This window comes from Halomonas gemina, assembly GCF_023554995.1.
Taxonomy (GTDB): Bacteria; Pseudomonadota; Gammaproteobacteria; order Pseudomonadales; family Halomonadaceae; genus Halomonas; species Halomonas gemina.
This window is the reverse complement of sequence record NZ_JAMJPK010000006.1, coordinates 82,555-106,193: the sequence shown is the minus strand read 5'-3', so window position 1 is coordinate 106,193 and position 23,639 is coordinate 82,555. Positions and strand designations below refer to the sequence as shown.

Annotated in this window: 27 protein-coding genes; 5 read left to right on the top strand and 22 right to left on the bottom strand. The window is 68.8% G+C overall.

The genetic code is table 11. From position 1 onward, the window contains the following. The first annotated feature begins 2 nt into the window (after positions 1-2). Together M8009_RS13835 and M8009_RS13830 are read left to right on the top strand one after the other, a co-directional pair. Entirely contained in the window at positions 3-512 is a 510-nt protein-coding gene (locus M8009_RS13835) for a hypothetical protein (RefSeq protein ID WP_250062173.1), read from the top strand. Between the two features lie 2 nt (positions 513-514). Beyond that, on the top strand, positions 515-1,111 hold the full coding sequence (locus M8009_RS13830) for an SCO family protein (protein WP_250062171.1): 597 nt from the start codon (positions 515-517) through the stop codon (positions 1,109-1,111). A gap of 13 nt (positions 1,112-1,124) precedes the next feature. Here the strand turns inward: M8009_RS13830 and M8009_RS13825 are convergent, their stop codons facing one another. The 7 genes from M8009_RS13825 to M8009_RS13795 form a co-directional block, all read right to left on the bottom strand. Next, entirely contained in the window at positions 1,125-2,192 is a 1,068-nt protein-coding gene (locus tag M8009_RS13825; RefSeq protein ID WP_347709846.1) for a prolyl oligopeptidase family serine peptidase, read from the bottom strand. Beyond that, on the bottom strand, positions 2,185-2,874 hold the full coding sequence (bamJ, locus tag M8009_RS13820) for a BamJ family beta-barrel-assembly machinery protein (protein ID WP_250062169.1): 690 nt from the start codon (positions 2,872-2,874) through the stop codon (positions 2,185-2,187). The genes M8009_RS13825 and bamJ overlap by 8 nt, the downstream gene beginning before the upstream one ends. Positions 2,875-3,019: 145 nt before the next feature. Continuing rightward, positions 3,020-3,463 (bottom strand): universal stress protein, encoded by a 444-nt coding sequence (locus M8009_RS13815; protein ID WP_250062167.1) that lies wholly within the window; start codon positions 3,461-3,463, stop codon positions 3,020-3,022. 17 nt (positions 3,464-3,480) lie between these two features. Continuing rightward, the gene (locus M8009_RS13810) at positions 3,481-4,764 is read right to left on the bottom strand and encodes a TRAP transporter large permease (protein WP_250062165.1); all 1,284 of its coding nucleotides are present in this window, start codon (positions 4,762-4,764) and stop codon (positions 3,481-3,483) included. 30 nt (positions 4,765-4,794) lie between these two features. Continuing rightward, positions 4,795-5,373 carry a TRAP transporter small permease gene (locus M8009_RS13805; protein WP_250062163.1) on the bottom strand — a complete coding sequence of 193 codons (579 nt, stop codon included), beginning with the start codon at positions 5,371-5,373 and terminating at the stop codon, positions 4,795-4,797. A 226-nt stretch (positions 5,374-5,599) separates the two neighbouring features. After that, positions 5,600-6,622 carry a TRAP transporter substrate-binding protein gene (locus M8009_RS13800; RefSeq protein ID WP_250062161.1) on the bottom strand — a complete coding sequence of 341 codons (1,023 nt, stop codon included), beginning with the start codon at positions 6,620-6,622 and terminating at the stop codon, positions 5,600-5,602. 93 nt (positions 6,623-6,715) lie between these two features. Beyond that, positions 6,716-7,243, bottom strand: a complete 528-nt coding sequence (locus M8009_RS13795) for a TIGR02444 family protein (protein ID WP_250062159.1) — start codon at positions 7,241-7,243, stop codon at positions 6,716-6,718. 56 nt (positions 7,244-7,299) lie between these two features. Here M8009_RS13795 and M8009_RS13790 point away from each other — a divergent pair, with 56 nt between their 5' ends. Beyond that, positions 7,300-9,243 carry an ATP-binding cassette domain-containing protein gene (locus tag M8009_RS13790; RefSeq protein WP_250062157.1) on the top strand — a complete coding sequence of 648 codons (1,944 nt, stop codon included), beginning with the start codon at positions 7,300-7,302 and terminating at the stop codon, positions 9,241-9,243. Here the strand turns inward: M8009_RS13790 and dtd are convergent. The 4 genes from dtd to thiD form a co-directional block, all read right to left on the bottom strand. Next, positions 9,240-9,677: a D-aminoacyl-tRNA deacylase gene (gene dtd, locus M8009_RS13785; protein WP_250062156.1), complete on the bottom strand. Its 438-nt coding sequence runs from the start codon at positions 9,675-9,677 to the stop codon at positions 9,240-9,242. The genes M8009_RS13790 and dtd overlap by 4 nt on opposite strands. 56 nt (positions 9,678-9,733) lie before the next feature. Continuing rightward, on the bottom strand, positions 9,734-10,297 hold the full coding sequence (locus M8009_RS13780; protein WP_250062154.1) for a chalcone isomerase family protein: 564 nt from the start codon (positions 10,295-10,297) through the stop codon (positions 9,734-9,736). 80 nt (positions 10,298-10,377) lie between these two features. Next, positions 10,378-11,223, bottom strand: a complete 846-nt coding sequence (locus M8009_RS13775) for a universal stress protein (protein WP_250062152.1) — start codon at positions 11,221-11,223, stop codon at positions 10,378-10,380. Positions 11,224-11,306: 83 nt separating this feature from the next. Next, a complete protein-coding gene (gene thiD / locus M8009_RS13770; RefSeq protein ID WP_250062150.1) occupies positions 11,307-12,119 on the bottom strand; it encodes a bifunctional hydroxymethylpyrimidine kinase/phosphomethylpyrimidine kinase in 813 nt (270 codons plus the stop codon). Between the two features lie 63 nt (positions 12,120-12,182). Here thiD and M8009_RS13765 point away from each other — a divergent pair, with 63 nt between their 5' ends. Further along, positions 12,183-12,614, top strand: a complete 432-nt coding sequence (locus M8009_RS13765; RefSeq protein ID WP_250062142.1) for a YqaA family protein — start codon at positions 12,183-12,185, stop codon at positions 12,612-12,614. A 77-nt stretch (positions 12,615-12,691) separates the two neighbouring features. On the opposite strand, the gene M8009_RS13760 is transcribed toward M8009_RS13765, so the two are convergent. From M8009_RS13760 to M8009_RS13735, 6 genes are all read right to left on the bottom strand, one after another. After that, positions 12,692-13,798 carry a TRAP transporter substrate-binding protein gene (locus M8009_RS13760; protein WP_250062140.1) on the bottom strand — a complete coding sequence of 369 codons (1,107 nt, stop codon included), beginning with the start codon at positions 13,796-13,798 and terminating at the stop codon, positions 12,692-12,694. A gap of 116 nt (positions 13,799-13,914) precedes the next feature. Continuing rightward, the gene (locus M8009_RS13755) at positions 13,915-15,318 is read right to left on the bottom strand and encodes a TRAP transporter large permease (protein ID WP_250062138.1); all 1,404 of its coding nucleotides are present in this window, start codon (positions 15,316-15,318) and stop codon (positions 13,915-13,917) included. Continuing rightward, positions 15,318-15,878 (bottom strand): TRAP transporter small permease subunit, encoded by a 561-nt coding sequence (locus tag M8009_RS13750; RefSeq protein ID WP_250062136.1) that lies wholly within the window; start codon positions 15,876-15,878, stop codon positions 15,318-15,320. The genes M8009_RS13755 and M8009_RS13750 overlap by 1 nt, the downstream gene beginning before the upstream one ends. A 116-nt stretch (positions 15,879-15,994) precedes the next feature. After that, on the bottom strand, positions 15,995-16,831 hold the full coding sequence (locus M8009_RS13745) for an endonuclease/exonuclease/phosphatase family protein (protein WP_250062135.1): 837 nt from the start codon (positions 16,829-16,831) through the stop codon (positions 15,995-15,997). Between the two features lies 1 nt (position 16,832). After that, positions 16,833-17,465 (bottom strand): thiol:disulfide interchange protein DsbA/DsbL, encoded by a 633-nt coding sequence (locus M8009_RS13740; protein WP_250062133.1) that lies wholly within the window; start codon positions 17,463-17,465, stop codon positions 16,833-16,835. A 141-nt stretch (positions 17,466-17,606) separates the two neighbouring features. Next, a complete protein-coding gene (locus M8009_RS13735) occupies positions 17,607-18,227 on the bottom strand; it encodes a c-type cytochrome (RefSeq protein WP_250062131.1) in 621 nt (206 codons plus the stop codon). Between the two features lie 243 nt (positions 18,228-18,470). Here M8009_RS13735 and yihA point away from each other — a divergent pair, with 243 nt between their 5' ends. Continuing rightward, positions 18,471-19,100, top strand: a complete 630-nt coding sequence (gene yihA / locus M8009_RS13730) for a ribosome biogenesis GTP-binding protein YihA/YsxC (protein ID WP_250062129.1) — start codon at positions 18,471-18,473, stop codon at positions 19,098-19,100. A gap of 12 nt (positions 19,101-19,112) precedes the next feature. Here the strand turns inward: yihA and M8009_RS13725 are convergent, their stop codons facing one another. From M8009_RS13725 to lysA, 5 genes are read right to left on the bottom strand one after another with little or no spacing between them, the layout of a single operon-like run. Next, complete coding sequence (locus M8009_RS13725; RefSeq protein ID WP_250062127.1) at positions 19,113-19,856, bottom strand: HAD family hydrolase; 744 nt, start codon at positions 19,854-19,856, stop codon at positions 19,113-19,115. Then, positions 19,853-20,770, bottom strand: a complete 918-nt coding sequence (locus M8009_RS13720) for a tyrosine recombinase XerC (protein ID WP_250062125.1) — start codon at positions 20,768-20,770, stop codon at positions 19,853-19,855. The genes M8009_RS13725 and M8009_RS13720 overlap by 4 nt, the downstream gene beginning before the upstream one ends. Further along, on the bottom strand, positions 20,767-21,483 hold the full coding sequence (locus M8009_RS13715; protein WP_133636788.1) for a DUF484 family protein: 717 nt from the start codon (positions 21,481-21,483) through the stop codon (positions 20,767-20,769). Before M8009_RS13715 ends, M8009_RS13720 begins: the two co-directional genes overlap by 4 nt. A gap of 29 nt (positions 21,484-21,512) precedes the next feature. Beyond that, a complete protein-coding gene (gene dapF / locus M8009_RS13710) occupies positions 21,513-22,346 on the bottom strand; it encodes a diaminopimelate epimerase (RefSeq protein ID WP_250062124.1) in 834 nt (277 codons plus the stop codon). After that, complete coding sequence (gene lysA, locus M8009_RS13705) at positions 22,346-23,638, bottom strand: diaminopimelate decarboxylase (protein WP_250062116.1); 1,293 nt, start codon at positions 23,636-23,638, stop codon at positions 22,346-22,348. The genes dapF and lysA overlap by 1 nt, the downstream gene beginning before the upstream one ends. Position 23,639: the final 1 nt, after the last annotated feature.

Here is a 23,639-nt window from a genome sequence, read left to right as displayed (position 1 = left end):
CCATGCCACAGCGCATCCTGTCGTCGACCGGCGCGGCTCGCCCCCCGCTGCTGCGCCTGCTGATCATCCTCACCCTGCTGACCCTTGCCGTGGCGCTCTGGTACCTGACCCGCTACAGCCTGCGCGACGAGGCGGGCGTGCACTGGCATCCGCCGGCGGAGGCCCGCTGCGACCTCCATGCGGCCCCCTGCACGGCGCGCCTGGGGCAGGGCATCACGCTGCGCCTGGCGATCGAGTCGGATGGTCCCATCCGGGCCCTGGAGCGTCTGCCGCTGGAGGTGCGCCTGGCCGGCATTAGCGCCGATTCGGCCCGCGTCGACTTCGTCGGCCGCGACATGGAGATGGGGCTGCACCGTTTTCCCCTCGAGGCCATGGGGGGCGGCGTCTTCCGCGGGGAGGGGCAGGTGGCGATCTGCACCGAAGCGGTCATGCCCTGGCGCGCGAAGGTGGTGGTGGACACCCCGCAGGGGCGTCTGGGAAGCTGGTTCGACTTCGAAGTGGCGAGGCGGTGATCATGAAGCGGCGAGGCATCTGGCTGGGACTGGGCGCGATACTGGTGGTGGCGGCGGTCGGTCTCGGCCTCTATCAGCAGCAGCTGAGGGAACAGGCGAACGGCGAACCCCAGGGAGGGCCGATCGAACTGCCGTCGACCGAAGGCGAGTTCTCGCTGAGCCAGCTCGACGATGATCAGCTGGCGGTGGTCTTCTTCGGCTACACCTGGTGCCCGGATGTCTGCCCGATGAGCCTCGCCGTGGTGCGCCAGGTGATGGGGCGCCTCGACCCCGAGCAGCGGCGCCGGGTGGTCCCGCTGATGGTCTCGGTGGACCCCGAGCGGGACACCCTGGCACGACTGGAGGAGTACTTGGCCTTCTTCGGGGAGGAGTTCATCGGTGCCACCGGCAGCCAGGAAGCGCTCGAGGAACTGGCCGAGCGCTACGGTGTGATCTGGCGCAAGGTGGAGACCCCCGACTCGGCCATGGCCTACACCATCGACCACAGTGCCTCGCTGTTCCTGGTCGACCGCGACGGCGAGATTCGCCGCCGGGTGCTGCACTCTCCCACGTCAGGCCCGCTGCAGGCCGCCCTGGAGCAGGCGCTGGCCGAGGGATGATGCGCCGGCCGGTTCAGTTTGTGTCGGGTGCCTGCTGCAGGCGTTCGATCATGGCCATCAGCGCCCCCGTCTGGGAGCCCTGCCGGCTGTCATGCAGGGGGTCGAGCTGCCAGGTGCTCTCGGCGAAGCCCCACCAGTCCCAGCAGCCCTGAGGATTGGGCAGGCTGGTTTCCGCCTGGGGGTAGAGCACCACCCGTCGATTGGCGGCGGCCCACTCGTTGAGGCCACTGTGGCGGACGAAGGCCTCGTCGATCTGCTCGACATCCATGGCACAGCCATGCAGCGCCACGCTGAGCTCACAGCCGCCGTCCTCGCAGCCCGTCGGCACGAAGAGGTAACCGGTATCGCCCAGCCCGCGGGCGTCGAAGTCCGACTGGTCGAAGCGCACCAGCTCGCCCCGAGGCTCGCCCGGCTCGGGGGGCTCCAGGTCGCCGTGTAGCCAGCCCAGCATCTCTCCGGCGATGTCTAGGTCGCAGGCCAGCAGATGGGTCCCGCCGCCCGCGCGGCAGTCCGCCAGGGCATCCACGGGCGTGCCCGGTGGCGCCGCCAGCGGCCAGCCATGGCCGGCCTCCTCGCTCTCCACGAACCTCAGCTGGTCATCGGGCGAGGCCAGCCAGTCGCGGAACTGCTCTGCCAGGGCACGGCCCAGTGACGGGGTCACGGTCTCGTCCTTGGCGCCATGCCAGACGAAGACCCGCAGTTCGGCCAGGGCCTCGGGGTCGCCGACCAGCTCGCGCTGTCGGTACCCCTGGTAGCGGTTCTGCAGTTCCGCCGGGTCCGGCATGCCCCGCCGGGTCGCCATGCACTGGCCCAGGGCCAGGCCGAGGGAGCCGCGGGCGCAGGCCCAGGGCCCTGCGGCCGCAACGCCCAGCCCGGCGAACCGCTCGGGCCAGGCCACTGCCAGCTGGGTGGCCATGTAGCCCCCCGAGGAGACGCCGAGCACGCTGACCCCGTCCCGGTCGACACCCAGGCCCGGCAGCTGTGCCGGCGGCTCCTGGGCGGCCAGCGGGGCCGCCAGCCCCAGACAGAGGCTGGCGGCGGCCAGGTGGCGGATGGCCTTCATCGGGACCGGATCATTCACCGGCCACGTCGAGCAGCTCGACCTTAAAGATCAGCGTCTCGTGGGGGCCGATGGGCCCCTGTCCCTGGGCGCCGTAGGCGAGATCGGAGGGAATCACCACTTCCCAGGTGTCTCCCACGCTCATCAGCTGGAGGGCCTCCTGCCACCCCTCGATGACCTGGCCGACCTGGAAGCTCACCGGCTCGCCGCGCTCGTAGGAGCTGTCGAAGACGGTGCCGTCGATCAGGGTGCCCTCGTAGTGGACCTCGACGGTGTCGTCGGCGCCGGGGGTCGCACCATCGCCGGACTCCAGCTCGCGATACTGCAGGCCGGAGTCGGTGACCGTCACCTCGTCCTGTTCGGCGTTCTCGGCCATGTAGGCCTCGCCCTCGGCGCGGTTGGCCGCGGACTGCTGTTCGGCCTCGGCCTCACGGGCGGCCATGGCCTCCTGCTGGAACGTCGTCAGGGCCTCGGCCATCTCCTCGTCGCTCATCTCCAGCTCGCCGCCGTCGAAGACGTCACGGATGGCCTGGGTGAAGGCATCGATGTCCAGGTCCTCGACGTCCTGCTGGATGCTTTGACCCAGGGTCACGCCGAGGCTGTAGCCCAGCTTCTCGTCGTCGGTCTCCGGGGCGGCGGCCAGTGCCAGGGGAGCGGCGGCCAGCAGGGCCGCCAGGGAAGCGGAGGTCAGCAGTGTCTTCATGAAGGAACCTTGTACGTTGGCGCGCAGGCGCCTCGGGTGGATGTCACGAAATGCATGGAATTCATGGGACTCTAACAGGGCCGGGCCGGTTCCGCACCCGCATGGCATGCGGGGGAAACCGGCCCGGCGGGGGCGTGCGCGAGGGTCAGACGATCAGGGTCGGGCAGTGGGCAGAGCCGGCCACCCGCTGGGCCACGCTGCCCAGCAACAGGCTCTTGTCGCCGTTGGTGCCCTGGGAGCCGATCACGATCAGGTCGCACTCGCGCTTGCGGGCGAAGCGCACGATGGTGCGCGACGGTCGTCCCCCCTTGACGAAGGCGCGGACCTTCTCGGCCGGCACCCCGAGCTCCACGGCATGCGACTTGGCATGGACCGCAATCTCGGTGGCGTACTCCTTGAGGGCGTCATCGGGCAGGTCGAGCCGGTCGGGCCTCACCATGGAGAGCGAGGCCTCGAGCAGGCTGTGGTGCTTGAAGACGCACAGGATGTAGAGCTCGGCCCCGGTCAGCAGCTGCAGGCCGGCGCCTTTCTCCAGCGCCTTGAGGGCGCCCTTGGAGCCATCCACCGGGACCAGTATCCGATTGAACATGGTCGTTACTCCTTGGGTCAACGGAACGCCAGGTCACGCAGGAACAGGGCGATCTGCGGGAACATGATCAGCAGGGCTGCGGCCAGGATCAGCATCAAGACGAAGGGCGGCGTGCCCTTGATCACGTCCCAGTAGGGGCGCTTGAAGATGGCGATGGCGGTGAAGATGTCGCAGCCGAAGGGTGGCGTCGCCGAGCCGATGGCCACCTGCAGGGTGATCAGGATGCCCACCAGCACCGGGTCGAGCCCGGTGGCGGCCACGGCCGGGGCGAAGATCGGCGTCAGTACCAGGATCACCACGATGGGGTCGACGAACATGCAGGCCACAAAGAAGGCGATGCAGATGGCGATCAGCACGCCCGTGGGGCCGGCCTCGTGGATGCCCGCTGCCGCCAGGATCTCCTGGGGAATCTGGGCGAAGGAGATGATCCAGGAGAAGCCATTGCCCACGGCCACCAGGATGAACACCACGGCGGTGATCAGGCCGGTGGACTTGGCGATGGCGTAGATGTCGTTGACCTTCAGCGAACGGAAGATCAGGAACTCCAGAAAGATGGCGTAGAGCACGCAGGCCGCGGCCGCCTCGGTGGGGCTGAAGATGCCGCCGTAGATGCCGCCGACGATGATCACCGGGAAGCCCAGCGGCCACAGGGCCAAGCGGACCGCGGTCAGGCGCTCGCCCCAGCTTGACTTCGGCTCGGTGGGCACCTTGCGCACGGTGGCGTAGATCACGCAGTAGATCGAGAACATCAGCAGGATCAGCAGCCCTGGACCGATGCCGGCGATGAACAGCTCGGCGATGGAGGTTCCCGAGATGACCCCGTAGATGATCATGCCGATGCTCGGCGGGATCAGGAAGGCGATATCGCTGGCGTTGATGATCAGCGCCAGGGTGAAGGAGTCCGAGTAGCCGGCCTTGAGCAGCTTGGGGCGCAGGGGGGAGCCGACGGCCACCACCGTAGCCTGGGTGGAGCCCGACACTGCGCCGAACAGGGTGCAGGAGGCGGCCGTGGAGACCGCCAGGCCGCCCTTCACATGGCCGATGAAGGCCATCACCATGTTGATCAGCCGCTCGGCCGACTGGCCGCGCGTCATGATGTCCGCAGCGAGGATGAACATCGGCACCGCGATCAGCGAGGCGGGGCGGATGCCGGCCAACATCTGCTGGATGAGCGTGTCCATCTGGCCCAGGCCATTGAACATCATGTAGAAACCGATGATCGCCGCGGTGATCAGCGGGATCATCATGGGAAAGCCCAGCAGCAGCAGGGCGATCATGGTGGTAACCATTATTGTCGTCATCGTGCGTTCCCCCGGGCATTCTGCCCTGCGTCAGACTTCCGTTTCCGTGTCCTTGTAGCCGTCGATTACGCCGGTCGACAGGTAGACGTCCCGTGACGTCAGGTTCTTGATCGCGGTGAGCAGGTACTGGATCCCGGTGATCAGGAAGCCCAACGGCACCCAGACGTAGATGATCCAGATCGGTAGGCCCGTCGACGGCAACACGCGGCCCTTGGAATACATATCGAGGATATAGATGATCGAGTAGTAGAGAAGGAAGAACATCACCAGCGAGGTCAGCAGTGAAATGACGATCATCAACGCCTTGCGACCTCCTGCCGGCAGGGCATCATAGATGGCCGACATGCGGATATGGCGGCCGTGGCGTGCCGCATAGCCGATGCCGGCGAAGGTGATCATGATGATCAGGATGCGGTTGATCTCGCCGGAGATCATGATGCTTTCCCCAAAGACGAAACGGCCGATGACATTGGCGATGGTATTGACTGCCATCAGCAGCACGCCGAGCGCCAGGATCGCCGCCTCCAGCTTGCTGATCAGGGTGTCGATGATCCCGAGCGGGCCAGGAAGGCCCGAGCGATAGTGCTTTTCGGACTCGTCGTCGGTCATGTCCGTACTCCCCTTCGGCTGCGATGCGGGAAAATCAGGATTTCCTTATGGCCAGCATACGCGTGGATGCCAGGCCAGGTGGCCACCGACGTCAACGCTGGGTGCACGCTGCCCTGTCCGGAAACTTCATGCCCAGCAACCTCATTTCCAGAAATCTCATGTCCAGAAACACCAGGGGGGTGGCCCGGGCAGGCCACCCCCCCTTCAAGGTCGAAGCCGGCGGTGATTACTCCGCGTCTTCGCTCACGGCCTCAAGGTCGGCCTTGAACTGGTCGAGCAGTTCCTTGCCGCTCTCGCCAGTCATCTCGATGAACTCCTCCTCGACCTGGGGAGCGCGCTCCTTGAAGGCCTGGATCTGCTCCTCGTTCAGGCGCGTCACGGTGACCTCGTCGGAGGCTTCCTGGATCTTGGCGAGAGACTCCTCGGCCAGGCCCTGGATATGCTCGATGGTGTGGTCGTAGGCCGCATTCGACGCCTCACGCACCAGCTCCTTGTCCTCTTCGGAGAGGCCCTCGAAGAAGTCCTGGTTGGCCATCATGGCGGTGGTGAACCAGCCATGGCTGGTGAAGGTCAGGTGCGGGGAGACCTCGTAGAGGCCGCCGGACTCGATCCAGAAGATCGGGTTCTCCTGCCCGTCGATGATGCCGGTCTGCAGGCCGCCATAGACCTCGCCCCAGGGCAGCGGCGTGGGGGTCGCGCCGAAGGCGTTGTAGGTCTCCGCCAGCAGCGGGTTGGTCATGGTGCGGATCTTCTTGTTATTGAAGTCCTCCGGCGAGGTGATCGGCTCGTCGGCGGTGACCACCATCTCGCCTTCCGGATACATCTGGAGTAGCTCCAGGCCCTGCTCGGCATAGAGCTCCGGGAACATCTCGTTGATGGCCTTGCTCTCGTCGAAGAACTCGAGCACCTGATCCATGTCGGTGGGCATCAGGTAGGGGATGAAGAAGATCTGTGCCTCGGGAATCAAGGCGCCGGTGAAGCCGGGCGACTGGTTGACGAACTGCAGGATGCCGTTCTGGGTCTGCTCCATGATGTCGTCGGACTCGCCGAGCTCACCGAAGCGGTAGACCTGGACGCTATGGTCGGAGTTTTCCTCGACGTAGCGCTTGAACTCCTGGGCGAAGACATCCTGGACGTCACCCTCGTACTCCTCGTGGGCGTAGCGCCAGTTGTCGGCCATGGCAGCGGTGGACATGCCGAACATCAGTGCGCCGATTCCGGCGCCCGTCAACAGCTTGTGTGACTTCATTCTTGTGGTCCCTCTGCAGGTGTGTCCCGTGATGGAGGATGCGACCATCGACGGGTGTCAGGTGAACATGACATTCACTCGGCTAATTTCAGGCTAGCGTGGCCGACATGGGGGGTCAAGCTGGCTTTCCAGGGTTCTCAGGGCGCTAAGATGAGGTTTTTTCTGCACTTGCAGATGCGTGGCGAGGCGTTCAGCCAGACGGGGGGCAGGGCTCGGCAGGGCATCCAGCCGGTCGCTCTCCAGCGCCAGCCGCTCTAGTCGCGACAGGGCCTCGCGCTCTGCCTGGAGCTCGGCCTGCTGGAGCGTCCGGCGCAGCGAGGCCACGGTCTCGCGCCCTCGGGCCTCTGGCTTCAGCTCCCGGCGCAGCCGACGCAGGGGGGCCGTGACATGGCGCTGCCAGCGGCGGACCGGCTCGAGGCAGGCGTCGCACGACACTCCGTGACGGTGCAGCCAGCAGAGCCAGAGCAGTTCGCAGACATCGACCCCGGCCTCGTCCTGGAGCAACAGGCAGGCCGCCTCGACGCCGTCGCGCCCGTAGAGGGCGAGGGCGAACTCCCACAGGGGGGCGTCGCGCAGTCGAGCCCGCAGAGCGGACGGCAATTGGGTAGAATCGTGGTTCATGACATGGCTGTCGTCCCGGTGGGCGGCAGCCTCACGGACTGCCGAGTGGAGCCTGCATGATCGCACTGCGCCAAGTTTCCCTGCAACGCGGCACCCAGACCCTGCTCGAGGGGGCCGACCTGACCCTGCACGCCGGCCACAAGGCGGGCATCGTCGGGCCCAACGGGGCGGGCAAGTCGAGCCTGTTCAAGTTGCTGCTCGGCGAGCTCCCCCCGGACAAGGGGGAGGTGGAGATGAGCGGTGGCCAGCGCATCGCCCACATGGACCAGGAGGTGGAAGCCCTGGAGCGCTCCATCGTCGATTACGTGCTGGATGGCGACCGCGAACTGCGCCAGACGGAAGCGGCCCTGGCGGCTGCCCGGGAGCGGGGCGACGACCACCGCGAGGCGGAGCTGCATGGCGCCATCGAGACGCTGGACGGCTACAGCGCACCGGCCCGGGCGGCCCAGCTGCTGGTCGGGCTGGGCTTCGTCCAGGCCGACCTGGACCGGCCCCTGGCCGCGTTCTCGGGGGGCTGGCGGATGCGCGTCAACCTGGCGCGCACGCTGTTCAAGCCCTCCGACCTGCTGCTGCTGGATGAGCCCACCAACCACCTGGACCTGGATGCCCTGCTGTGGCTCGAGCAGTGGCTGACCCGCTACCCCGGCACCCTGCTGCTGATCTCCCACGACCGCGACTTCCTCGACGCGGTGTGCGACCACATCGTGCACTTCGATCGCGGCAGCCTGGTGCTCTATCGCGGCAACTACTCCACCTTCGAGCGCACCCGGGCCGAGAAGCTGGCCCTGCAGCAGGCCGAGGCCGCCAAGCAGCAGGCGCGCCGCGAGGAGATCGAGCGCTTCGTGGCGCGCTTCCGCTATCAGGCCAACAAGGCCCGCGCCGCCCAGAGCCGGCTCAAGACCCTCGAGCGCATGGGGGATATCGCCGTGGCCCATGCCGACTCGCCGTTCCACTTCACCATTCCCGCCTCAGACAAGGTCTCCCACCCGCTGCTGGTGCTCGACGAGGCGCGCCTGGGCTACCGTGACGGGGCCGGCCGGGAGACGGTGCAGCTCGACGGCGTCAAGCTGACCCTGCTGCCCGGTCAACGCATCGGCCTGCTGGGTCCCAACGGGGCCGGCAAGTCGACCCTGATCAAGTCGCTGACCGGCGACCTGCCGCTGCTGTCCGGCAGGCGGGTGGCCGGCGAACACCTGGCGATCGGTTACTTCGCCCAGCATCAGCTGGAGGGGCTGGACCTGGCCGCTACCCCCTTCATGCACGTGCAGCGCCTGTCGCCCGCGGCCGCCGACCTGGACATCCGCAAGTTCCTGGGCGGCTTCGGTTTCCACGGCGATGACGTCTTCGCCGAGGTGGGGCGCTTCTCCGGCGGCGAGAAGGCGCGCCTGGCCCTGGCGCTGGTCGCCTGGCAGAAGCCCAACCTGCTGCTGCTCGACGAGCCCACCAACCACCTGGACCTGGAGATGCGCGAGGCGCTCACCGAGGCGCTGGCGAGTTTCGAGGGGACGGTGATCATCGTCTCCCACGACCGCCACCTGCTGCGCGCCACTGTGGACGAGTTCTGGCGGGTGGCCGACCACCGCGTCGAGCCCTTCGACGGTGACCTGGAGGACTACCGGGCCTGGCTGAAGGCGCGTCTGGAGGGCGAGCGCCGCGAGGCCCGGGCCGACAAGGCCGACCGCCAGGCCGAGGCGGAGGGCCCCAGGGAGGATCGCAAGACGGCCCGTCGCGTCGCCGCCGAGCTGCGCGAGAGGCTGCGGCCGCTGAAGAAGCAGCGCGACCGTGCCGAGCAGGCCATGGAAAGGGTCCAGGCAGAGCTTGCCAGCGTGGAGGAGGCACTGGGCGACGCCGAGCTCTATACCGACCCCGCGCGCAAGGCGGAGCTCACCGACCGCCTCGGTCGCCAGGGCGAGCTCAAGTCGCGTCTGGAAGAGCTGGAACAGGCCTGGTTGGAGGCCGAGGAGGCGCTGGAGGCCATGGAGGCAGAACTAAGTAGCTAACTCTCCAGCAGGAAGGTCACCGGCCCGTCGTTGATCAGCGAGACCTGCATGTCGGCGGCGAACTCGCCGCTGGCGACCCGTGGCCAGGCGTCATGGGCGCGCGCGAGCAGGTAGTGGAAGAGCCGGTCGCCCTCGGCGGGCGGCGCGGCGCTGGAGAAGCTGGGCCTCAGCCCCTTGCGGGTATCGGCGGCCAGGGTGAACTGGGCGACCAGCAGCAGGCCGCCCTCGGCCTGCTGGAGGTTCAAGTTCATCCTGCCCGCCTCGTCGGGGAACACCCGGTAGTGCAGCAGCCTGTGCAGCAGGCGGTCGGCCGTCGCCTCGTCGTCGCCCTTCTCGACGCCCACCAGGGCCAGCAGCCCCGTGCCGATGGCGCCCACCTCGCGACCGTCTACCTCGACGCTGGCGCGTTTCACGCGCTGGATCAGGGCCTTCATCGGGCGGGGTCTCCTTGGCTGCCGTCACGGAGCGCCAAGCCTAGCATGTTGCCGCCTCAGCGCCCCAGCAGGTCGTCGCGGAACGCCTCGCCCAGCGGATCCTCCCCCAGCCAGATACCGAACAGGGCGTTGGCCAGCGCCGGATTGTCGCCCTCGTAGAGAATCTCGCCGTTGAGGGCCAGGGTCAGCTCGTCGCCGTCCCAGCCCAAGGCGTAGCGGTCACCGGGGGCGACGTCGCGATAGCGCTCGTTGAAGGCCGCCAGCGGCGATGCCAGCTCGGCATAGCTGGCGTCGTCGAGGGACTTGCGCACGCTCTTGAGGGTTGCCTCGGCGAACTCCTCGGCCTCGATGGCGTGGAAGTACTCGAGTTCCAGGCGGCGCGGCACCTTGGACTGAGGGGCCGGGCGCGGGAAGCCCTGGGCCTGGTAGTAGGCACCGGCATAGGCGTCCCAGATCATGTAGCGAAAGAGGCCGTGGCCGATCCGCTCGTAGCGGCGCTCGTCGGCCTCCAGAGCGGCCGGGAAGCGCGCGCCCTTGATCTCCACCGTCTCGGCCGCCGCCGCGGGGCCGATTGCCAGGGTCGTCAGCAGGAGGGCGCCTCGTAGGCTGGGAAGGGGCATGGCGAACCTCTCACGACAGGGGATTTACCGACATGGACAATACCCATCGGTAAAGGTTTTGTATAGCTATCTTGCGTTCCCTACCAGGCGCGGCAGAGCATGATGTCGCAGTGGGGCTCGGCGAGCAGGTGCTCGGTGATCTGGCTGTGGCGGCCCAGCTGACCGCGGCTGCCCAGGGCGAGCAGGTCCGGCGGCTGGCGGCGCAGGCGGGTCATCAGGACCTCGAGGGGCTCGCCCTGCTCCAGCACCAGCTCGAGCTCCGGGACGTCGTCGAGCTCGCTCATCAGCTGCTCGGTCTCGCGCTCGAGCTGCGTGCGCAGGCGCTCCACCTCGCGGTCGCGCCAGCGGGCATAGTCGCCGTCGGAGCCCAGCTCCCGCTCGCCGGGGATGTCCCAGGCATGGAGCAGGGTCAACCGGGCGCCGGGGAAGCGCTTGAGGGTCTCGCGCAGGGTATGCCGCGAGGTCAGCGAGAAGTCCACCGGTACCAGGATGTCCTGCCACTCCTGGGTGGCCAGGTGGCTGACCGAGAGCACCGGGCAGGGAGCGCTGCGCAGCACCCGGGCGAGGGTGGTGCCGGCGACCAGATCAGGCTGGCCGCGCTTGCGATGGGCGCCGAGGATGATCATGTCCGCCTCGCGCTCATGGGCCTCGCGGATGATCTCGGCATAGGGGGCGCCGGCCATGGTCTGGATCAGGCACTGGGGCTCGGGCAGGGCATAGTCCTCGCGGATGTCGACGAGGGTGGCGCGGATGTCCTCCACCACGGCCGCTTCCAGGTCGTGCAGGACCCGCCGCGGCAGGTAGGGGTCGAGCACATGGATGACATCGAGCCGGGCACCGCTCTCCACCGCCAGGCGGATGGCGCGGGCGAAGGCGGCCCGGTTCTCGGCGGAGAGGTCGCTGGCGAAGAGCAGGGTCTGGTTCATGATGGCTCCCTCCCGGGAAGGTGGATCCCCACGGCACAGCCTTCAGCATGGGCGGCAGGGCGGGAGCGCGCAAGCCAGTCGGGCTACCAGGCAGCATGGAAATGGTGTACCGGCCCATGGCCCTGACCCACGTCAAGCTGGTGGCTCTCCTCGAGCGCCCGCGACAGCCAGGCCTTGGCGGCGGCCACGGCGTCGCGAGGCGCGTCGCCGAGGGCCAGGCGGGCGGTGATCGCCGAGGAGAGGGTGCAGCCGGTGCCGTGCAGGTTGCCGGTGGCGATGCGAGCCCCTTCCACCCAGTGCAGGGCGCCACCCTCGATCAGCAGGTCGGGGCAGTGCTCGCCATGCAGGTGGCCCCCCTTGAGCAGCACGGCGCCGGCGCCCAGGGCCCGCAGGCCCGGGGCCAGCGCCTCCATGCCGGCGCGGTCCTCCGGTACCGGACAGCCCAGCAGCACCGCGGCCTCCGGCAGGTTGGGGGTGATCAGGTCGGCCAGCGGCACCAGGCACTCGCGCACCGCCGCGATGCCGGCATCGTTGACCAGGATGTCGCCGCTCTTGGCCACCATTACCGGGTCGAGCACGATCCAGCCCGGCCGCCGGGTGCCCAGGGCCTCGCGGATCACCTCGGCCACCTCCCGGCTGGCCACCATGCCGATCTTCACGGCGTCGATGGCAATGTCATCGAGCAGCGTCTCGAGCTGGGCGGCGATGAACGCTGCCGGTACCGGATGAACCCCGTTGACGCCGCGGGTGTTCTGGGCGGTCAGGGCGGTGATCACGCTGGTAGCATAGGTTCCCAGGGCCGATAGGGTCTTGAGGTCGGCCTGGATGCCGGCACCGCCACTGGGGTCGGAGCCGGCGATGGTCAGGGTGTTGGGTATGGAGCGGGAGGCGGCCATCGGCGTCACGTCATTGCGGTCGAAGGGGGCCCCTAGCCTACTGCAGCGACGGGGGGCGGTACCATGCTGACCCTGTTCCTGGTGGCGCTGGCCAGCGCCACCCTGCTGCCCGGTGGCTCCGAGGTGTGGCTGGCCCGGCTGTGGTGCAGCGGCGAGCCGGCCCTGCTGCTGTGGGCGGTGGCCAGCGCCGGCAATACCCTGGGCAGCCTGGTCAACGTGGCCCTGGGGCGCTACGCGCGGCATTTCCAGGATCGCCGCTGGTTCCCGGTGTCCCGTCGCGGCTTGGAGCGGGCCGAGCGCTGGTACCTGCGTTTCGGCGAGTGGAGCCTGCTGGCCTGCTGGGCGCCGGTGGTCGGCGACCCGCTCACCGTGCTGGCCGGCGTCCTGCGCCTGCCATGGTGGCGTGCCATCCTGCTGATCGCCCTGGCCAAGGCGGTGCGCTATGCCCTGGTGCTGTGGTTCGCGCAGGCCTGGCTGGCGCCGCTGTGCCGCTGATCGCCAGGCCCAGGATCACTGCCGCAACGCACGGGGGCCGCCCGTAGGCGGCCCCCTGCGCTGGCGAGACAACGGCCTCAGTTGCCGGTGCTCTCGTCCGGGTTGCGGGCGTTGTAGTAGGCCTGCTCGGAGATGGCGTGGTAGTCGACCACCTTGTCCTGGAAAGTCCGGTAGGAGTCGTAGATCTTGCCGGCCATCTCGCTGTCTTCGGCGAGTTCGGCGACCACGTCGGCGGAGTGCTCCTTGGCCTGGGCGAGGACGTCGTCCGGCAGGCGGCGCAGTTCCACCCCGTGCTCGTTGACCAGGGTCTCCAGGGCGTCGTTGTTGCGCGCAGTGTACTCGTCCAGCACATCGGCATTGATGTCGCGCACCGCGGTGCGCAGGATCGCCTGCAGGTCGGCGGGCAGCGAGGCATAGGCCTCCTCGTTGATGATCGCCTCGAACATCACCGTCGGCTCGTGCCAGCCCGGGTAGTAGTAGTAGTCGGCGGCCTGGTGCAGGCCGAAGGCCAGGTCGTTGTAGGGGCCGATCCACTCGGTGGCGTCGATGGCGCCGGACTGCAGCGAGGTGAAGATCTCGCCGCCGGGCATGTTGACGATGGCCACGCCCATGCGCTCCATTACCTCGCCGCCCAGGCCCGGCATGCGCATCTTCAGGCCGTTAAGGTCGTCGACGGAGTTGATCTCCTTGTTGTACCAGCCGCCCATCTGCACGCCGGAAGCGCCGGCGACCAGCACGTCGACGCCGAAGTCGTCATAGAGCTCGTTCCACAGCTCGAGGCCACCGCCGTAGTGCAGCCAGGCGTTCATCTCCTGGGCATTCATGCCGAAGGGCACGGCGGCGAAGAACTGGGCGGCCGGGGCCTTGCCCTTCCAGTAGTAGGAGGCGGAATGGCCGAGCTCCGCGGTGCCCCCGGAGACGGCGTCGAATACCTCGAAGCCCGGCACCAGCTGACCGGCCCCGAAGACCTCGATGGTCAGGCGGCCGTCGGACATCTCCTCGACCAGCTTGGACAGGCGCTCGGGCCCCTGGCCGACGCCCGGGAAGTTCTTCGGCCAGGAGGTGACCATCTTCCACTCGAAGGTTTCCTGGGCCTGCGCGGTGTTGTCGACGCTGGAGACCAGCATCAGGCCGGAGACGGCCCCGCTCATGGCCACGGCGACGGCGAGTGATCTGAGTTTCATGTGCTTTCCCTCTGCTTGTTGTGCGTGTTGTATGTTGTCGTGGAAAGCCCTCGCGAGGGCCGGCGTGTGTCCGGCGGCCACAGCGGCCACCGGCAATCCTGTCGTCATTTATCCGCTCAGAACTGGTCCGGCAGCCAGGTGGCCAGCTCCGGGAACCAGGCCAGGGCCAGCAGCATGCAAAGCTGCAGCACGATGAACGGAATGACCCCGCGGTAGATCGCCGAGGTGGGCACCGAGTCCGGGGCCACGCCGCGCAGGTAGAAGAGCGCGAAGCCGAAGGGCGGGGTCAAAAAGGAGGTCTGCAGGTTGATGGCGATCATGATGCCCAGCCAGATGGGGTCGAGCCCCATGGCCAGCAGGATCGGCCCGACGATCGGTACCACCACGAAGGTGATCTCGATGAAGTCGAGGATGAAGCCGAGCAGGAAGATCACCAGCATCACGATGAGGGTGGCCCCCACCACACCGCCGGGCATGTTCTCGAACAGGCCGGTGACCAGCTCCTCGCCACCATAGGCGCGGAACACCAGCGAGAAGAGCGCGGCACCGATCAGGATCATGAACACCATGGTGGTGACATGGGTCGTCGAACGCAGCACTTCCTTGAGGGTCTGGAGGTCCAGGCGCCGATAGGCCAGGGCCAATACCAGGGCACCGAAGGCCCCCACCGCCGAGGCCTCGGTGGGCGTGGCGAAGCCGCCGAGAATCGAGCCCAGCACGATGACGATCAGCACGACGGGTGGCACCAGCCCCTTGAGTAGCAACAGCCCGAGGCCGCCCTTGTGACCGAGCTCGGCCATCAGCTCCCGGCGATCGACAGCCGGCGCGGCACTGGGCTTGAGCCAGGCGATGATCGCCACATACACGATGTAGAACGCCACCAGCAGCAAGCCGGGTACCAGGGCGCCCATGAACAGGTCGCCTACCGAGACCGTCTTGGGGCTGAAGATGCCCATCGACAGCTGGGCCTGCTGATAGGCGGAGGAGAGCACGTCGCCTAGCAGTACCAGGGCGATGGAGGGCGGAATGATCTGGCCCAGGGTGCCGGTGGCACAGATGGTGCCGGTGGCCAGCGGCATGCTGTAGCCGCGCTTGAGCATGGTCGGCAACGACATCAGGCCCATGGTCACCACGGTGGCGCCGACGATCCCGGTGGAAGCGGCCAGCAGCATGCCGACCAGGGTCACCGAGATGCCCAGGCCCCCGCGCAGCGAGCCGAACAGCAGAGCCATGGCCTCGAGCAGGGTCTCGGCGACCTTGGACTTCTCCAGCAGCACCCCCATCAGCACGAACAGCGGCACCGCCAGCAGGGTCTGGTTGGTCATGATGCCGTAGAGGCGATTGGGAAAGGCACCCAGGTACCCGCTGTCGAAGTGGGCATCGATCCCCAGGGTCTCGAGTCCCAGCCCCAGGCCGGCGAAGGCCAGGGCGGTGCCGGCCAGCGACAGGGCGACGGGATAGCCGGCCATCAGCACCAGGCAGATGACGAGGAACAGCACCAGCGGCATGAACTCCAGCATCACAGGCGCTCCTCGGCGTGGTCGTGGTCATGGGCGGGCGGGTCGATGCGCCCGGTGAGGACCAGGAGGTGGCGACTCGCCTCCACCAGCGCCTGCAGGAGCATCAGCCCGGCGAACAGCGGGATCAGCGTCTTGAGCAGGAAGACCCCGGGGATGCCGCCGGAATCGGGCGACCCCTCGAAGATGCGCCACGACTTGCTCACGTAGCCCGTGCTCGACAGGATCACGAAGACCATCACCGGCAGCAGCAGGAAGAGGGTGCCGCAGAGGTCGACCAGCGCCTTGCGCTTCGGCGTCATGGCACGATAGAAGATGTCCACGCGCACATGGCCGTCGTGCTTGAGGGTCCAGGCGGCCGCCAACATGAAGACGGTGGCATGCATGTACATCACCGACTCCTGCATGGGAATGCTGTTGAAGCTGAAGGCGTAGCGCAGCACCACGATCAGGAACTGGATGAGCATCATCGCCAGGACAAGCCAGGAGAGGCTTCTGCCGAGCCATTCCGAGGCACGGTCGAGCCAGGCGATGACGCCTGGCAGCTCACGGGGTTGGGCCATGGGTGTGGGTCTCGCTGTTCGGTCTTCGCGTCTGATGGACGATATTGTTGCATACCGGCGTCCCGGCAGCAGCTACTCGGGCCAACGTTGACTATACGATACTCGCGCGGTGGCCGTCAGCGCTGCCGCCGTCGGGTCTTGTCTCGGGTGGCGGCCAGGCAGGTTTCCAGGCAGGCCTCGGGCAGTCGCACGTCCACGGCGATGGGCAGGTGGTCCGAGAAGAGGTGGTCGAGCACCCGCACCTCGTCGGCCTGGAGGGAGTCCGACAGCAGGATGTGGTCCAGGGCTCGGCGGGGCTGCCAGGAGGGGTAGCTCAGCGGCGGGCGCACCGGATGCAGCGGCAGCGAGGCGCAGAAGCGCCGGTGGCCATGGAGCTGTTCGGGGGTGCAGTTGAGGTCCCCCATCACCACCACATGGCGCAGCGGCTGGATGATCTCACTGAGGTAGTCGAGCTGGCGTACCCGGCCACGGTGGCTCAGCGCCAGGTGGGCGACGAACAGGTGCAGGGCATCGGGGCCCTCGCCGTAGCGGGCATGGATGGCGCCGCGGCCGGGCAGGGTGCCGGGCAGGCGGTACTCCTTGATGCGGGTCGGGGCCAGCCGCGACAGCAGCCCGTTGCTGTGCTGGGCGATGCGGCCCAGGTTGCGGTTGAGCTGCTGGAAGTGGTGGGGAAAGCCGGCATGGCTGGCCAGGTACTCCACCTGGTTGACCTGGCTCGAGCGGAAGCTCCCGCCGTCGGCCTCCTGGAGGCCGACGATGTCGAAGCGGCCGAGCACTTCGCCGATCATGTCCAGGCGCCGCAGCCGGTTCGGGTGCGGTAGCAGGTGCTGCCAGCTGCGCGTCAAGTAGTGGTGGTAGGCCGAGGTCTGGATGCCCACCTGCAGGTTGAAGGTGAGCAGCTTCAAGTGGCCGCCCTCGAGCAGCGGCGTCCTTGCCTCGGCCAGGTGCGACATCTCAGTCTGCCCGCTCCTCGCGGACCCGCTCGACCAGGGCGCCGGCGACCTCTGGCATGTTGTCGAGGCTGCCGGCCGAGCTCGGCGAGACGAGGTAGCGGCCGTCGACGATCAGCGCCGGCACGCCCATCAGCTGCATCTGGCGCATGCGGGCATGGGCCTGGTTCACCTTGCCCTTGACGGCGAAGGAGCCCAGTGCCCCCTTGGCCTCCTCTTCGCTGACGCCATAGTCGCTGAAGAAGGCGGCGATGGCATCGGGGTCGGTCAGGCTGCGCCCCTCCTCGTGGATGGCATGGAAGAAGTCGTCATGCAGGTCGTCGAGGATCTCCAACTCCTGGGCCGCGTAGAAGGCGAAGGCATGCGTGTTCCAGTCGCCGCCCATGGTGGCCGGCATGCGCTGGAAGGCGACATCCTCAGGCTGCTCGGCCACCCAGGCGTTGAGTGGCTCCTCCAGGTTGTAGCAGTGGGGACAGCCGTACCAGAAGGCCTCGGTCACCGCGATGTGCCCGTCCTCGACCTGGGTCTCCACCGGATTGTCGAGCACCTCGTATTGCTCGCCCTCGACGAGCGACTGGGCGGTAGCCAGGCCCGGCAGGGCGAGGCCGGCGAGGACGAGCATCAGGGGCTTGAGCATGGGGTTCTCCTTGAATGAATCGTGATCCAGGGCGGTACAACCCAGGCTTTGAGTCCCGACCGGGGGTGGGGTTCCCCGCAGACGCCGAGGGCGGCCAACGGCCGCCCTCGGCGTGTCAGCGCAGCCTGCGCCGGGTCGGCCTCAGTGCAGGCCGAGCACGTAGTTGGCCACGGCTTCCATGTCGCGATCGCTCAGCTTGGAGGCGATATCACTCATCATGTTGGCGGGGGAGTTGTTCCGCGCGCCAGAGGCGAAGTCCTGCAGGGTGCTCAGGGTGTACTCGGGGTGCTGGCCGGAGAGCGCCGGATAGACAGCGCTGCCGATGCCCTCGCCGGTGGGCGTGTGGCAGGCGGCACAGGCGGGGACGCCCTTGGCCATGTCGCCGGCGCGATAGAGCTCGCGGCCGCGCTCGACCAGCGCCTCCTCGGCATCGGCCTGGCCCAGGGCGGGGTCCATGTCGGCGAAGTAGACTGCTACGTCCCAGGCATCCTGGTCGGAGTAGTTGTCCACCTGGCCGGCCATCTGGGCCACCTCGCGATCACCGTCGCGGATGTCCATGATCTGCTTGGCCAGGTAGGAGGCCTGCTGGCCGGCCAGGTTGGGAAAGGCGCCGGACGGGCTGATGCCCTGCTGGCCGTGGCAGGCGGCACAGGCCTGCGCCTTCTCCTTGCCCGCTGCGGCATCGGCATCCGCTTGAAGGTCTGCATGGGCCACGCCGACGGCGCCCACGGTGATTGCCAGGCTTGCCAGTAGCTTTCTCATCGCTGTTCCACTATCCCGTTACGTTGTTGGCCGGTACGTACCCCGGGTGCCGCCCGATCCTCGAGGCCGGCTGCCCTCAGGCCGATCGTCGCCGACGCCCTGTGGTCGGTCGCTGACGGCCGGAGCACGGTGATATACTGGCGCGCCCCGGGTCGCAGACAAAGACACTGCATTATAACGGAACACCCGAGCCGCGGGAATGCAAGCCGTGGCGCCCTTGATCAACGTCAGGATTTTCCCGCCATGTCGCGACTCAACTCTCGCCTCAACTATCAGGCCTCGCGTTTCCTCACCAGCGCCCCGACCCTGGCCAGGTGCCCGCCGGACGAGGGTGCCGAGGTGGCCTTCGCCGGCCGCTCCAATGCCGGAAAGTCCAGCGCCATCAATGCCCTGACGCGGCAGAAGGCGCTGGCGCGCACCTCCAAGACGCCGGGACGCACCCAGCTGATCAACTTCTTCACGCTGGGCGAGGACAGCGGCCACCGGCTGGTCGACCTGCCGGGCTACGGCTACGCCAAGGTGCCCGAGCAGGTTAAGCTGGAGTGGCAGCGCCATCTCTCCGACTACCTGCGCCGCCGCGGCTCGCTGCGCGGGCTGGTGCTGGTGATGGACGTGCGTCACCCGCTGACGGAGTTCGACCAGACCCTGCTCGGCTGGGCCGACGAGGCTGGCATGCCGGTGCACATCCTGCTGACCAAGGCCGACAAGCTCAAGAGCGGCGCGGCGAAGAGCGCCCTTCAGCAGGTGCGCTCGCGGCTGCGCGAGTGGGAGGACCTGGTGAGCATCCAGCTCTTCTCCGCCCTCAAGAAGCAGGGCATCGAAGAGGTGCACGAGCGCCTCGATCAGTGGCTGCTCGATGCCGAGCCAAGCTGACCCCGGAGGGCTCTAGCCCTTACGCTCCAGCCGGTCGATCAATGCCGGCAGCTCCCGCACGTGGCGCAGGCGGTGCACCCCCGCGGGGAGCTCGCCGGCATGCGGCGTGTCGGCGGCGATCCAGGCCGCGCGCATGCCCAGGCGCAGGGCCGGCAGCACATCCTCCTGCCAGGAATCCCCCACATGCAGTGCCCGGGAGGGCGGCGTGGCGAGCCATGCCAGGGCGGCGAGGAAGGGACGGGCGTCCGGCTTGGGCGCCTGGATCTCGCCGGCGGCGATGGCTACCCGGAAGTGGCGGTAAAGCGCCAGGCGATGCACTGCCAGGTTGCCGTTGGTGATGGCTCCCAGCCGGTAGCGGCCACCGAGCTCGGTGAGCAGCGGCTCCACCTCGGGATGGGGCGAGACCGCGAGGCGCAGCTCGTGGAAGCGGGCCATGGTCGCGGCGGCCCACAGCCAGGCGCCACTGCGCGGCAGCCCGAACTCCTCCAGCAGCGCGACGAGGGCGCGCTCGCGCAGCCAGCTGAAGTCGCCACGACGCAGCGGGTGCCGCTCGGCGAGCTCGCGGCGACCGGCCTGGTAGGCCGCCAGGGGGAAGCGCTCGGCGAAGCGGCCGAGATGCGTTTCGCCGCGGCGCGCCAGCCAGGCGGCCAGGGCCTCGTCGAGCCAGGCATAGTGGCCGCTCTCGGTGCGCGCCATCACGCCGCGGTTATCCCACAGGGTGTCGTCGAGGTCGAAGGTGATCGCCTGCAGGCTCATGAAGGCTCCCCGCCATCGTCGGTGCGGCGGCGTGCCCGGGGGTGGGCCGCGTCGTAGCTGGCCGCCAGGTGCTGCCAGTCGAGCCGGGTGTAGACCTGGGTGGTGGCGAGGTCCGCATGGCCCAGCAGCTCCTGCACGGCCCGCAGGTCCTGACTCGACTCCAGCAGGTGGCTGGCGAAGGAGTGGCGCAGCCGGTGCGGGTGGAGGTGCTCGGCCAGCCCCCTGGCCCTGGCCAGGCCGGCCAGCCGCTTCTGGATGGCGCGATGGCCCAGCCGGGCACCGCGCACCCCGACGAGCAGCGCCGGCGTGTCGCGCGCGGCCAGCTGGCCGCGCACCGCCTGCCAGGCCTCCAGCGCCTGGCGCGCCCGGCGACCCACCGGGACCTGGCGGGGCTTGCCGCCCTTGCCCAGCACCCGCACCCGCTGCGGCTGGAGGTCGCCGAGGTCCAGCGCCGCCAGCTCGGCCAGGCGCAGGCCGCTCGAGTAGAAGAGCTCGAGCATCGCCTGGTCGCGCCGGGCCAGGGGCGAGTCGTCGTGGGGTGTGTCGAGGAAGCGTGCCAGCTGGTCCACGTCCAGGGGATGCGGCAGGTGCCGGGGCTGGCGCGGTGTCCGCACCAGCGGCACCGGGTTGTGGCGGAGCCGGCCGGCCTCCACCAGATAGCGGGCGAAGCCCGAGATGGCCGCCCGGCGCCGGGCCAGGCTGCGCGGGGCCTGCCCCCGCAGGCGCTCGCTGCCCAGGAAACGGCGCAGCAGGGCGGCATCCAGCCGCGACCAGTCGTCGATGGCCTCGGCCTCGAGAAAGCTCACCAGGGCCGCCAGGTCACGCCGGTAGGCACTGATGGTCGCCGGACTGGCGGTGCGGGCCAGCCCGGCCAGGAAGGCGTCGACCTCGCGGTCCAGCGCGCGAGCGGTCACGGCGAGGCCGGGGCCAGGCGCACCAGCAGCCGCGCCACCACCTCGCCCACGTACTCGGTGAACAGGGTATCCATGCTGGCGCGGAAGTGGTCGGGGTCGGGGCTCGCCAGCACCAGGTAGCCCAGCGGCTCGCCCAGGGTCAGCCGCGACAGGGCGCAGGAGCCGGCCTTGTCGGGCGCCGGCACATGGGGCAGCAGGCGCTTCCAGTCGGTCGGCGTCAGTCGCGTGCAGCGGCTGGTGCGGCCGTCGAGCAGGGCGGCCAGACGCTGGCCGGCATGGTCGTCGAGGACCTGGCGCGGGGCCTGGGGCGGCCGGGGCTCGGCATCGGTGAGGCTGGCCGGGCACCACAGCGCCACCGCCGGGGTATGGAAGCGCTCGGCGAGCTGGGTGGCCAGCGCCTGGCCCAGGGCGTCGTTGTCCTCGGCCTCGAGCAGCGCCAGCACCAGCTCGCGGGTGCGGCGATACTGGCCCTCGTTGTGGCGGGCCGACTCCAGCAGCTGCTCCAGACGCCACTCGGCCTGCTCGGCGCGGGAGCGCAGGTCGTGGACCAGCCGCTCGAGCAGCGAGGTGGCGCCGCGGGCCTCGGGGTGCGGCACCTTGAGCTGCTGCAGCAGGCCCTCGCGACCGACGAAGAAGTCAGGGTGGCAGGCCAGCCACTGGGCCACCCGGTCGGGGTCGAGGGTCTTGCGCGGGTCGGGGGCGGCTCGGGTCATGGCAGCTTCTCCTCTGGTGGCGGGGCGGCTCAGTTCAGGACGATGCGGCCGTCGAAGACGCGCTCGGCGGGACCGGTCATGATCAGGGAGGCGTCGCCGCCGGCCCAGTCGATGCGCAGGTCGCCGCCGCGCAGGTGCACGGTGACCGGGCTCTCCAGCAGCCCCTGGCGGATGCCGCTGGCCACCGCGGCGCAGGCGCCGGTGCCGCAGGCGAGGGTCTCGCCACTGCCGCGCTCGTATACCCTCAAGCGTATCTCATGGGCAGAAATCACCTGCATGAAGCCCACATTGACCCGCCGCGGGAAGCACGGATGGGCCTCGAGGGCCGGTCCCAGGCGCTCGACGGCGGCCGTGTCGACGTCGTTGACGCGCAGCACCGCATGGGGGTTGCCCATCGAGACCACGCCCACCTCGAGGCGCTCGCCGTCCACTTGCAGCGGATGCAGCGGGCGGTCCTCGGCGGCCTCGAAGGGCAGCGCCTCGGGCGCGAAGCGCGGCGCGCCCATGTCGACGCGAACCTGGCCGTCGTCCTCGACCACCAGCGTCAGCGGGCCGCCGGCGGTCTCGACATGGATCTCGCGCTTGTGGGTCAGGCGCTGGTCGCGCACGAAGCGGGCGAAGCAGCGGGCGCCGTTGCCGCAGTTCTCCACCTCGCTGCCGTCGGCGTTGTAGATCCGGTAGCGGAAGTCCATCTCCGGGTCCCGCGGGGGTTCCACGACCAGCAGCTGGTCGAAGCCGATGCCGAAGCGGCGGTCGGCGAGCCGTCGGATCTGGTCGTCGGTCAGGTGGGCCCGCTGGGTGACCAGGTCGACCACCATGAAGTCGTTGCCCAGCCCCTGCATCTTGGTGAAGTGCAGCAGCATCAGCGCGCCTCCCCCCCGCGGCCTGGGGCGTCGTCGGGCAGCAGCGACTCTCCGGCCCAGAGTTCTTCCAGGCGTTCGCGGCGGCGCACCAGGTGGGTGGTCTCGCCGTCGACCATCACCTCGGCGGGGCGCGGACGACTGTTGTAGTTCGAGGCCATCGCGAAGCCGTAGGCACCGGCGGAGCGTACCGCCAGCAGGTCGCCGGGAGCGATGGCGAGCGCGCGGTCCTTGCCCAGGAAGTCGCCGGTCTCGCAGACCGGGCCGACCACGTCGTAGACGGCGCTCTCCCGTGGGCGGCGGGTGTCGACCGGGATGATCGCCTGCCACGCCTGGTAGAGGGCGGGGCGGATCAGGTCATTCATGGCCGCGTCGACGATGGCGAAGTTCTTCGTCTCGCCGGGCTTGAGGAACTCGACCCGGGTCAGCAGCACCCCGGCATTGGCGGCGATGGAGCGACCCGGTTCGAAGAGCAGGGTCAGGCGTTCGCTGCCCGGCCATTTCGACAGTCGCTCGAGCAGGGCGGTGGCATAGTCGAAGGGCGCCGGCGGGCGCTCGTTCCGGTAAGGCACGCCGAGGCCGCCGCCCAGGTCCAGGTGTTCCACCTCGATGCCGCGCTCGCGCAGGCGCTCGAGCAGCAGCAGCAGGCGGTCCAGGGCGTCGAGGAAGGGCGAGAGCTCGGTGAGCTGCGAGCCGATATGGCAGTCCAGGCCGGTGACGCGCACGTGGGGGAGCGTGGCGGCGAGCTCGTAGACGGCCAGCGCCTCGTCCACCGGGATGCCGAACTTGTTGTCCTTGAGCCCGGTGGAGATGTAGGGGTGGGACCCGGCGTCCACGTCCGGGTTGACCCGCAGCGACACCGGGGCCACCTTGCCGAGCCGTCCGGCCACGGCGTCGAGGCGCTCGAGCTCGGGGCGCGACTCAACGTTGAAGCACTTGATGCCCACCTGCAGGGCGCGGGCCATCTCGGCCTCCTGCTTGGCGACCCCGGAGAACACCACCCGGGCCGGGTCGCCGCCGGCGGCCACTACCCGCTCCAGTTCGCCCACGGAGACGATGTCGAAGCCGGCGCCGAGCCTCGCCAGCAGCCCCAGTACCGCCAGGTTGCTGTTGGCCTTCACTGCGTAGCAGATCAGGTGCGGGTGTCCGCCCAGCGCCTCGGTATAGGCGCGGAAGTGGCGAGATAGCGTCGCGCGGGAGTAGACGTAGCAGGGGGTGCCGAACTCCTCGGCGATGCGGGTGAGCGGCACGTCCTCGCCATAGAGGACGCCGTCGCGGTATTCGAAGTGGTCCATG

What these genes read in the sequence shown, in the direction of transcription:
- M8009_RS13755 (WP_250062138.1), bottom strand. Translation starts at nt 15,318, where the DNA reads ATGCTGGAGTTCATGCCGCTGGTGCTGTTCCTCGTCATCTGCCTGGTG.
- M8009_RS13775 (WP_250062152.1), bottom strand. Translation starts at nt 11,223, where the DNA reads ATGAACCAGACCCTGCTCTTCGCCAGCGACCTCTCCGCCGAGAACCGG.
- lysA (WP_250062116.1), bottom strand. Translation starts at nt 23,638, where the DNA reads ATGGACCACTTCGAATACCGCGACGGCGTCCTCTATGGCGAGGACGTG.
- dtd (WP_250062156.1), bottom strand. Translation starts at nt 9,677, where the DNA reads ATGAAGGCCCTGATCCAGCGCGTGAAACGCGCCAGCGTCGAGGTAGAC.
- thiD (WP_250062150.1), bottom strand. Translation starts at nt 12,119, where the DNA reads ATGGCCGCCTCCCGCTCCATACCCAACACCCTGACCATCGCCGGCTCC.
- M8009_RS13765 (WP_250062142.1), top strand. Translation starts at nt 12,183, where the DNA reads ATGCTGACCCTGTTCCTGGTGGCGCTGGCCAGCGCCACCCTGCTGCCC.
- M8009_RS13790 (WP_250062157.1), top strand. Translation starts at nt 7,300, where the DNA reads ATGATCGCACTGCGCCAAGTTTCCCTGCAACGCGGCACCCAGACCCTG.
- M8009_RS13740 (WP_250062133.1), bottom strand. Translation starts at nt 17,465, where the DNA reads ATGCTCAAGCCCCTGATGCTCGTCCTCGCCGGCCTCGCCCTGCCGGGC.
- M8009_RS13745 (WP_250062135.1), bottom strand. Translation starts at nt 16,831, where the DNA reads ATGTCGCACCTGGCCGAGGCAAGGACGCCGCTGCTCGAGGGCGGCCAC.
- yihA (WP_250062129.1), top strand. Translation starts at nt 18,471, where the DNA reads ATGTCGCGACTCAACTCTCGCCTCAACTATCAGGCCTCGCGTTTCCTC.
- M8009_RS13760 (WP_250062140.1), bottom strand. Translation starts at nt 13,798, where the DNA reads ATGAAACTCAGATCACTCGCCGTCGCCGTGGCCATGAGCGGGGCCGTC.
- M8009_RS13735 (WP_250062131.1), bottom strand. Translation starts at nt 18,227, where the DNA reads ATGAGAAAGCTACTGGCAAGCCTGGCAATCACCGTGGGCGCCGTCGGC.
- M8009_RS13830 (WP_250062171.1), top strand. Translation starts at nt 515, where the DNA reads ATGAAGCGGCGAGGCATCTGGCTGGGACTGGGCGCGATACTGGTGGTG.
- M8009_RS13810 (WP_250062165.1), bottom strand. Translation starts at nt 4,764, where the DNA reads ATGACGACAATAATGGTTACCACCATGATCGCCCTGCTGCTGCTGGGC.
- M8009_RS13815 (WP_250062167.1), bottom strand. Translation starts at nt 3,463, where the DNA reads ATGTTCAATCGGATACTGGTCCCGGTGGATGGCTCCAAGGGCGCCCTC.
- M8009_RS13725 (WP_250062127.1), bottom strand. Translation starts at nt 19,856, where the DNA reads ATGAGCCTGCAGGCGATCACCTTCGACCTCGACGACACCCTGTGGGAT.
- bamJ (WP_250062169.1), bottom strand. Translation starts at nt 2,874, where the DNA reads ATGAAGACACTGCTGACCTCCGCTTCCCTGGCGGCCCTGCTGGCCGCC.
- M8009_RS13800 (WP_250062161.1), bottom strand. Translation starts at nt 6,622, where the DNA reads ATGAAGTCACACAAGCTGTTGACGGGCGCCGGAATCGGCGCACTGATG.
- dapF (WP_250062124.1), bottom strand. Translation starts at nt 22,346, where the DNA reads ATGCTGCTGCACTTCACCAAGATGCAGGGGCTGGGCAACGACTTCATG.
- M8009_RS13780 (WP_250062154.1), bottom strand. Translation starts at nt 10,297, where the DNA reads ATGCCCCTTCCCAGCCTACGAGGCGCCCTCCTGCTGACGACCCTGGCA.
- M8009_RS13795 (WP_250062159.1), bottom strand. Translation starts at nt 7,243, where the DNA reads ATGAACCACGATTCTACCCAATTGCCGTCCGCTCTGCGGGCTCGACTG.
- M8009_RS13805 (WP_250062163.1), bottom strand. Translation starts at nt 5,373, where the DNA reads ATGACCGACGACGAGTCCGAAAAGCACTATCGCTCGGGCCTTCCTGGC.
- M8009_RS13835 (WP_250062173.1), top strand. Translation starts at nt 3, where the DNA reads ATGCCACAGCGCATCCTGTCGTCGACCGGCGCGGCTCGCCCCCCGCTG.
- M8009_RS13750 (WP_250062136.1), bottom strand. Translation starts at nt 15,878, where the DNA reads ATGGCCCAACCCCGTGAGCTGCCAGGCGTCATCGCCTGGCTCGACCGT.
- M8009_RS13715 (WP_133636788.1), bottom strand. Translation starts at nt 21,483, where the DNA reads ATGACCCGAGCCGCCCCCGACCCGCGCAAGACCCTCGACCCCGACCGG.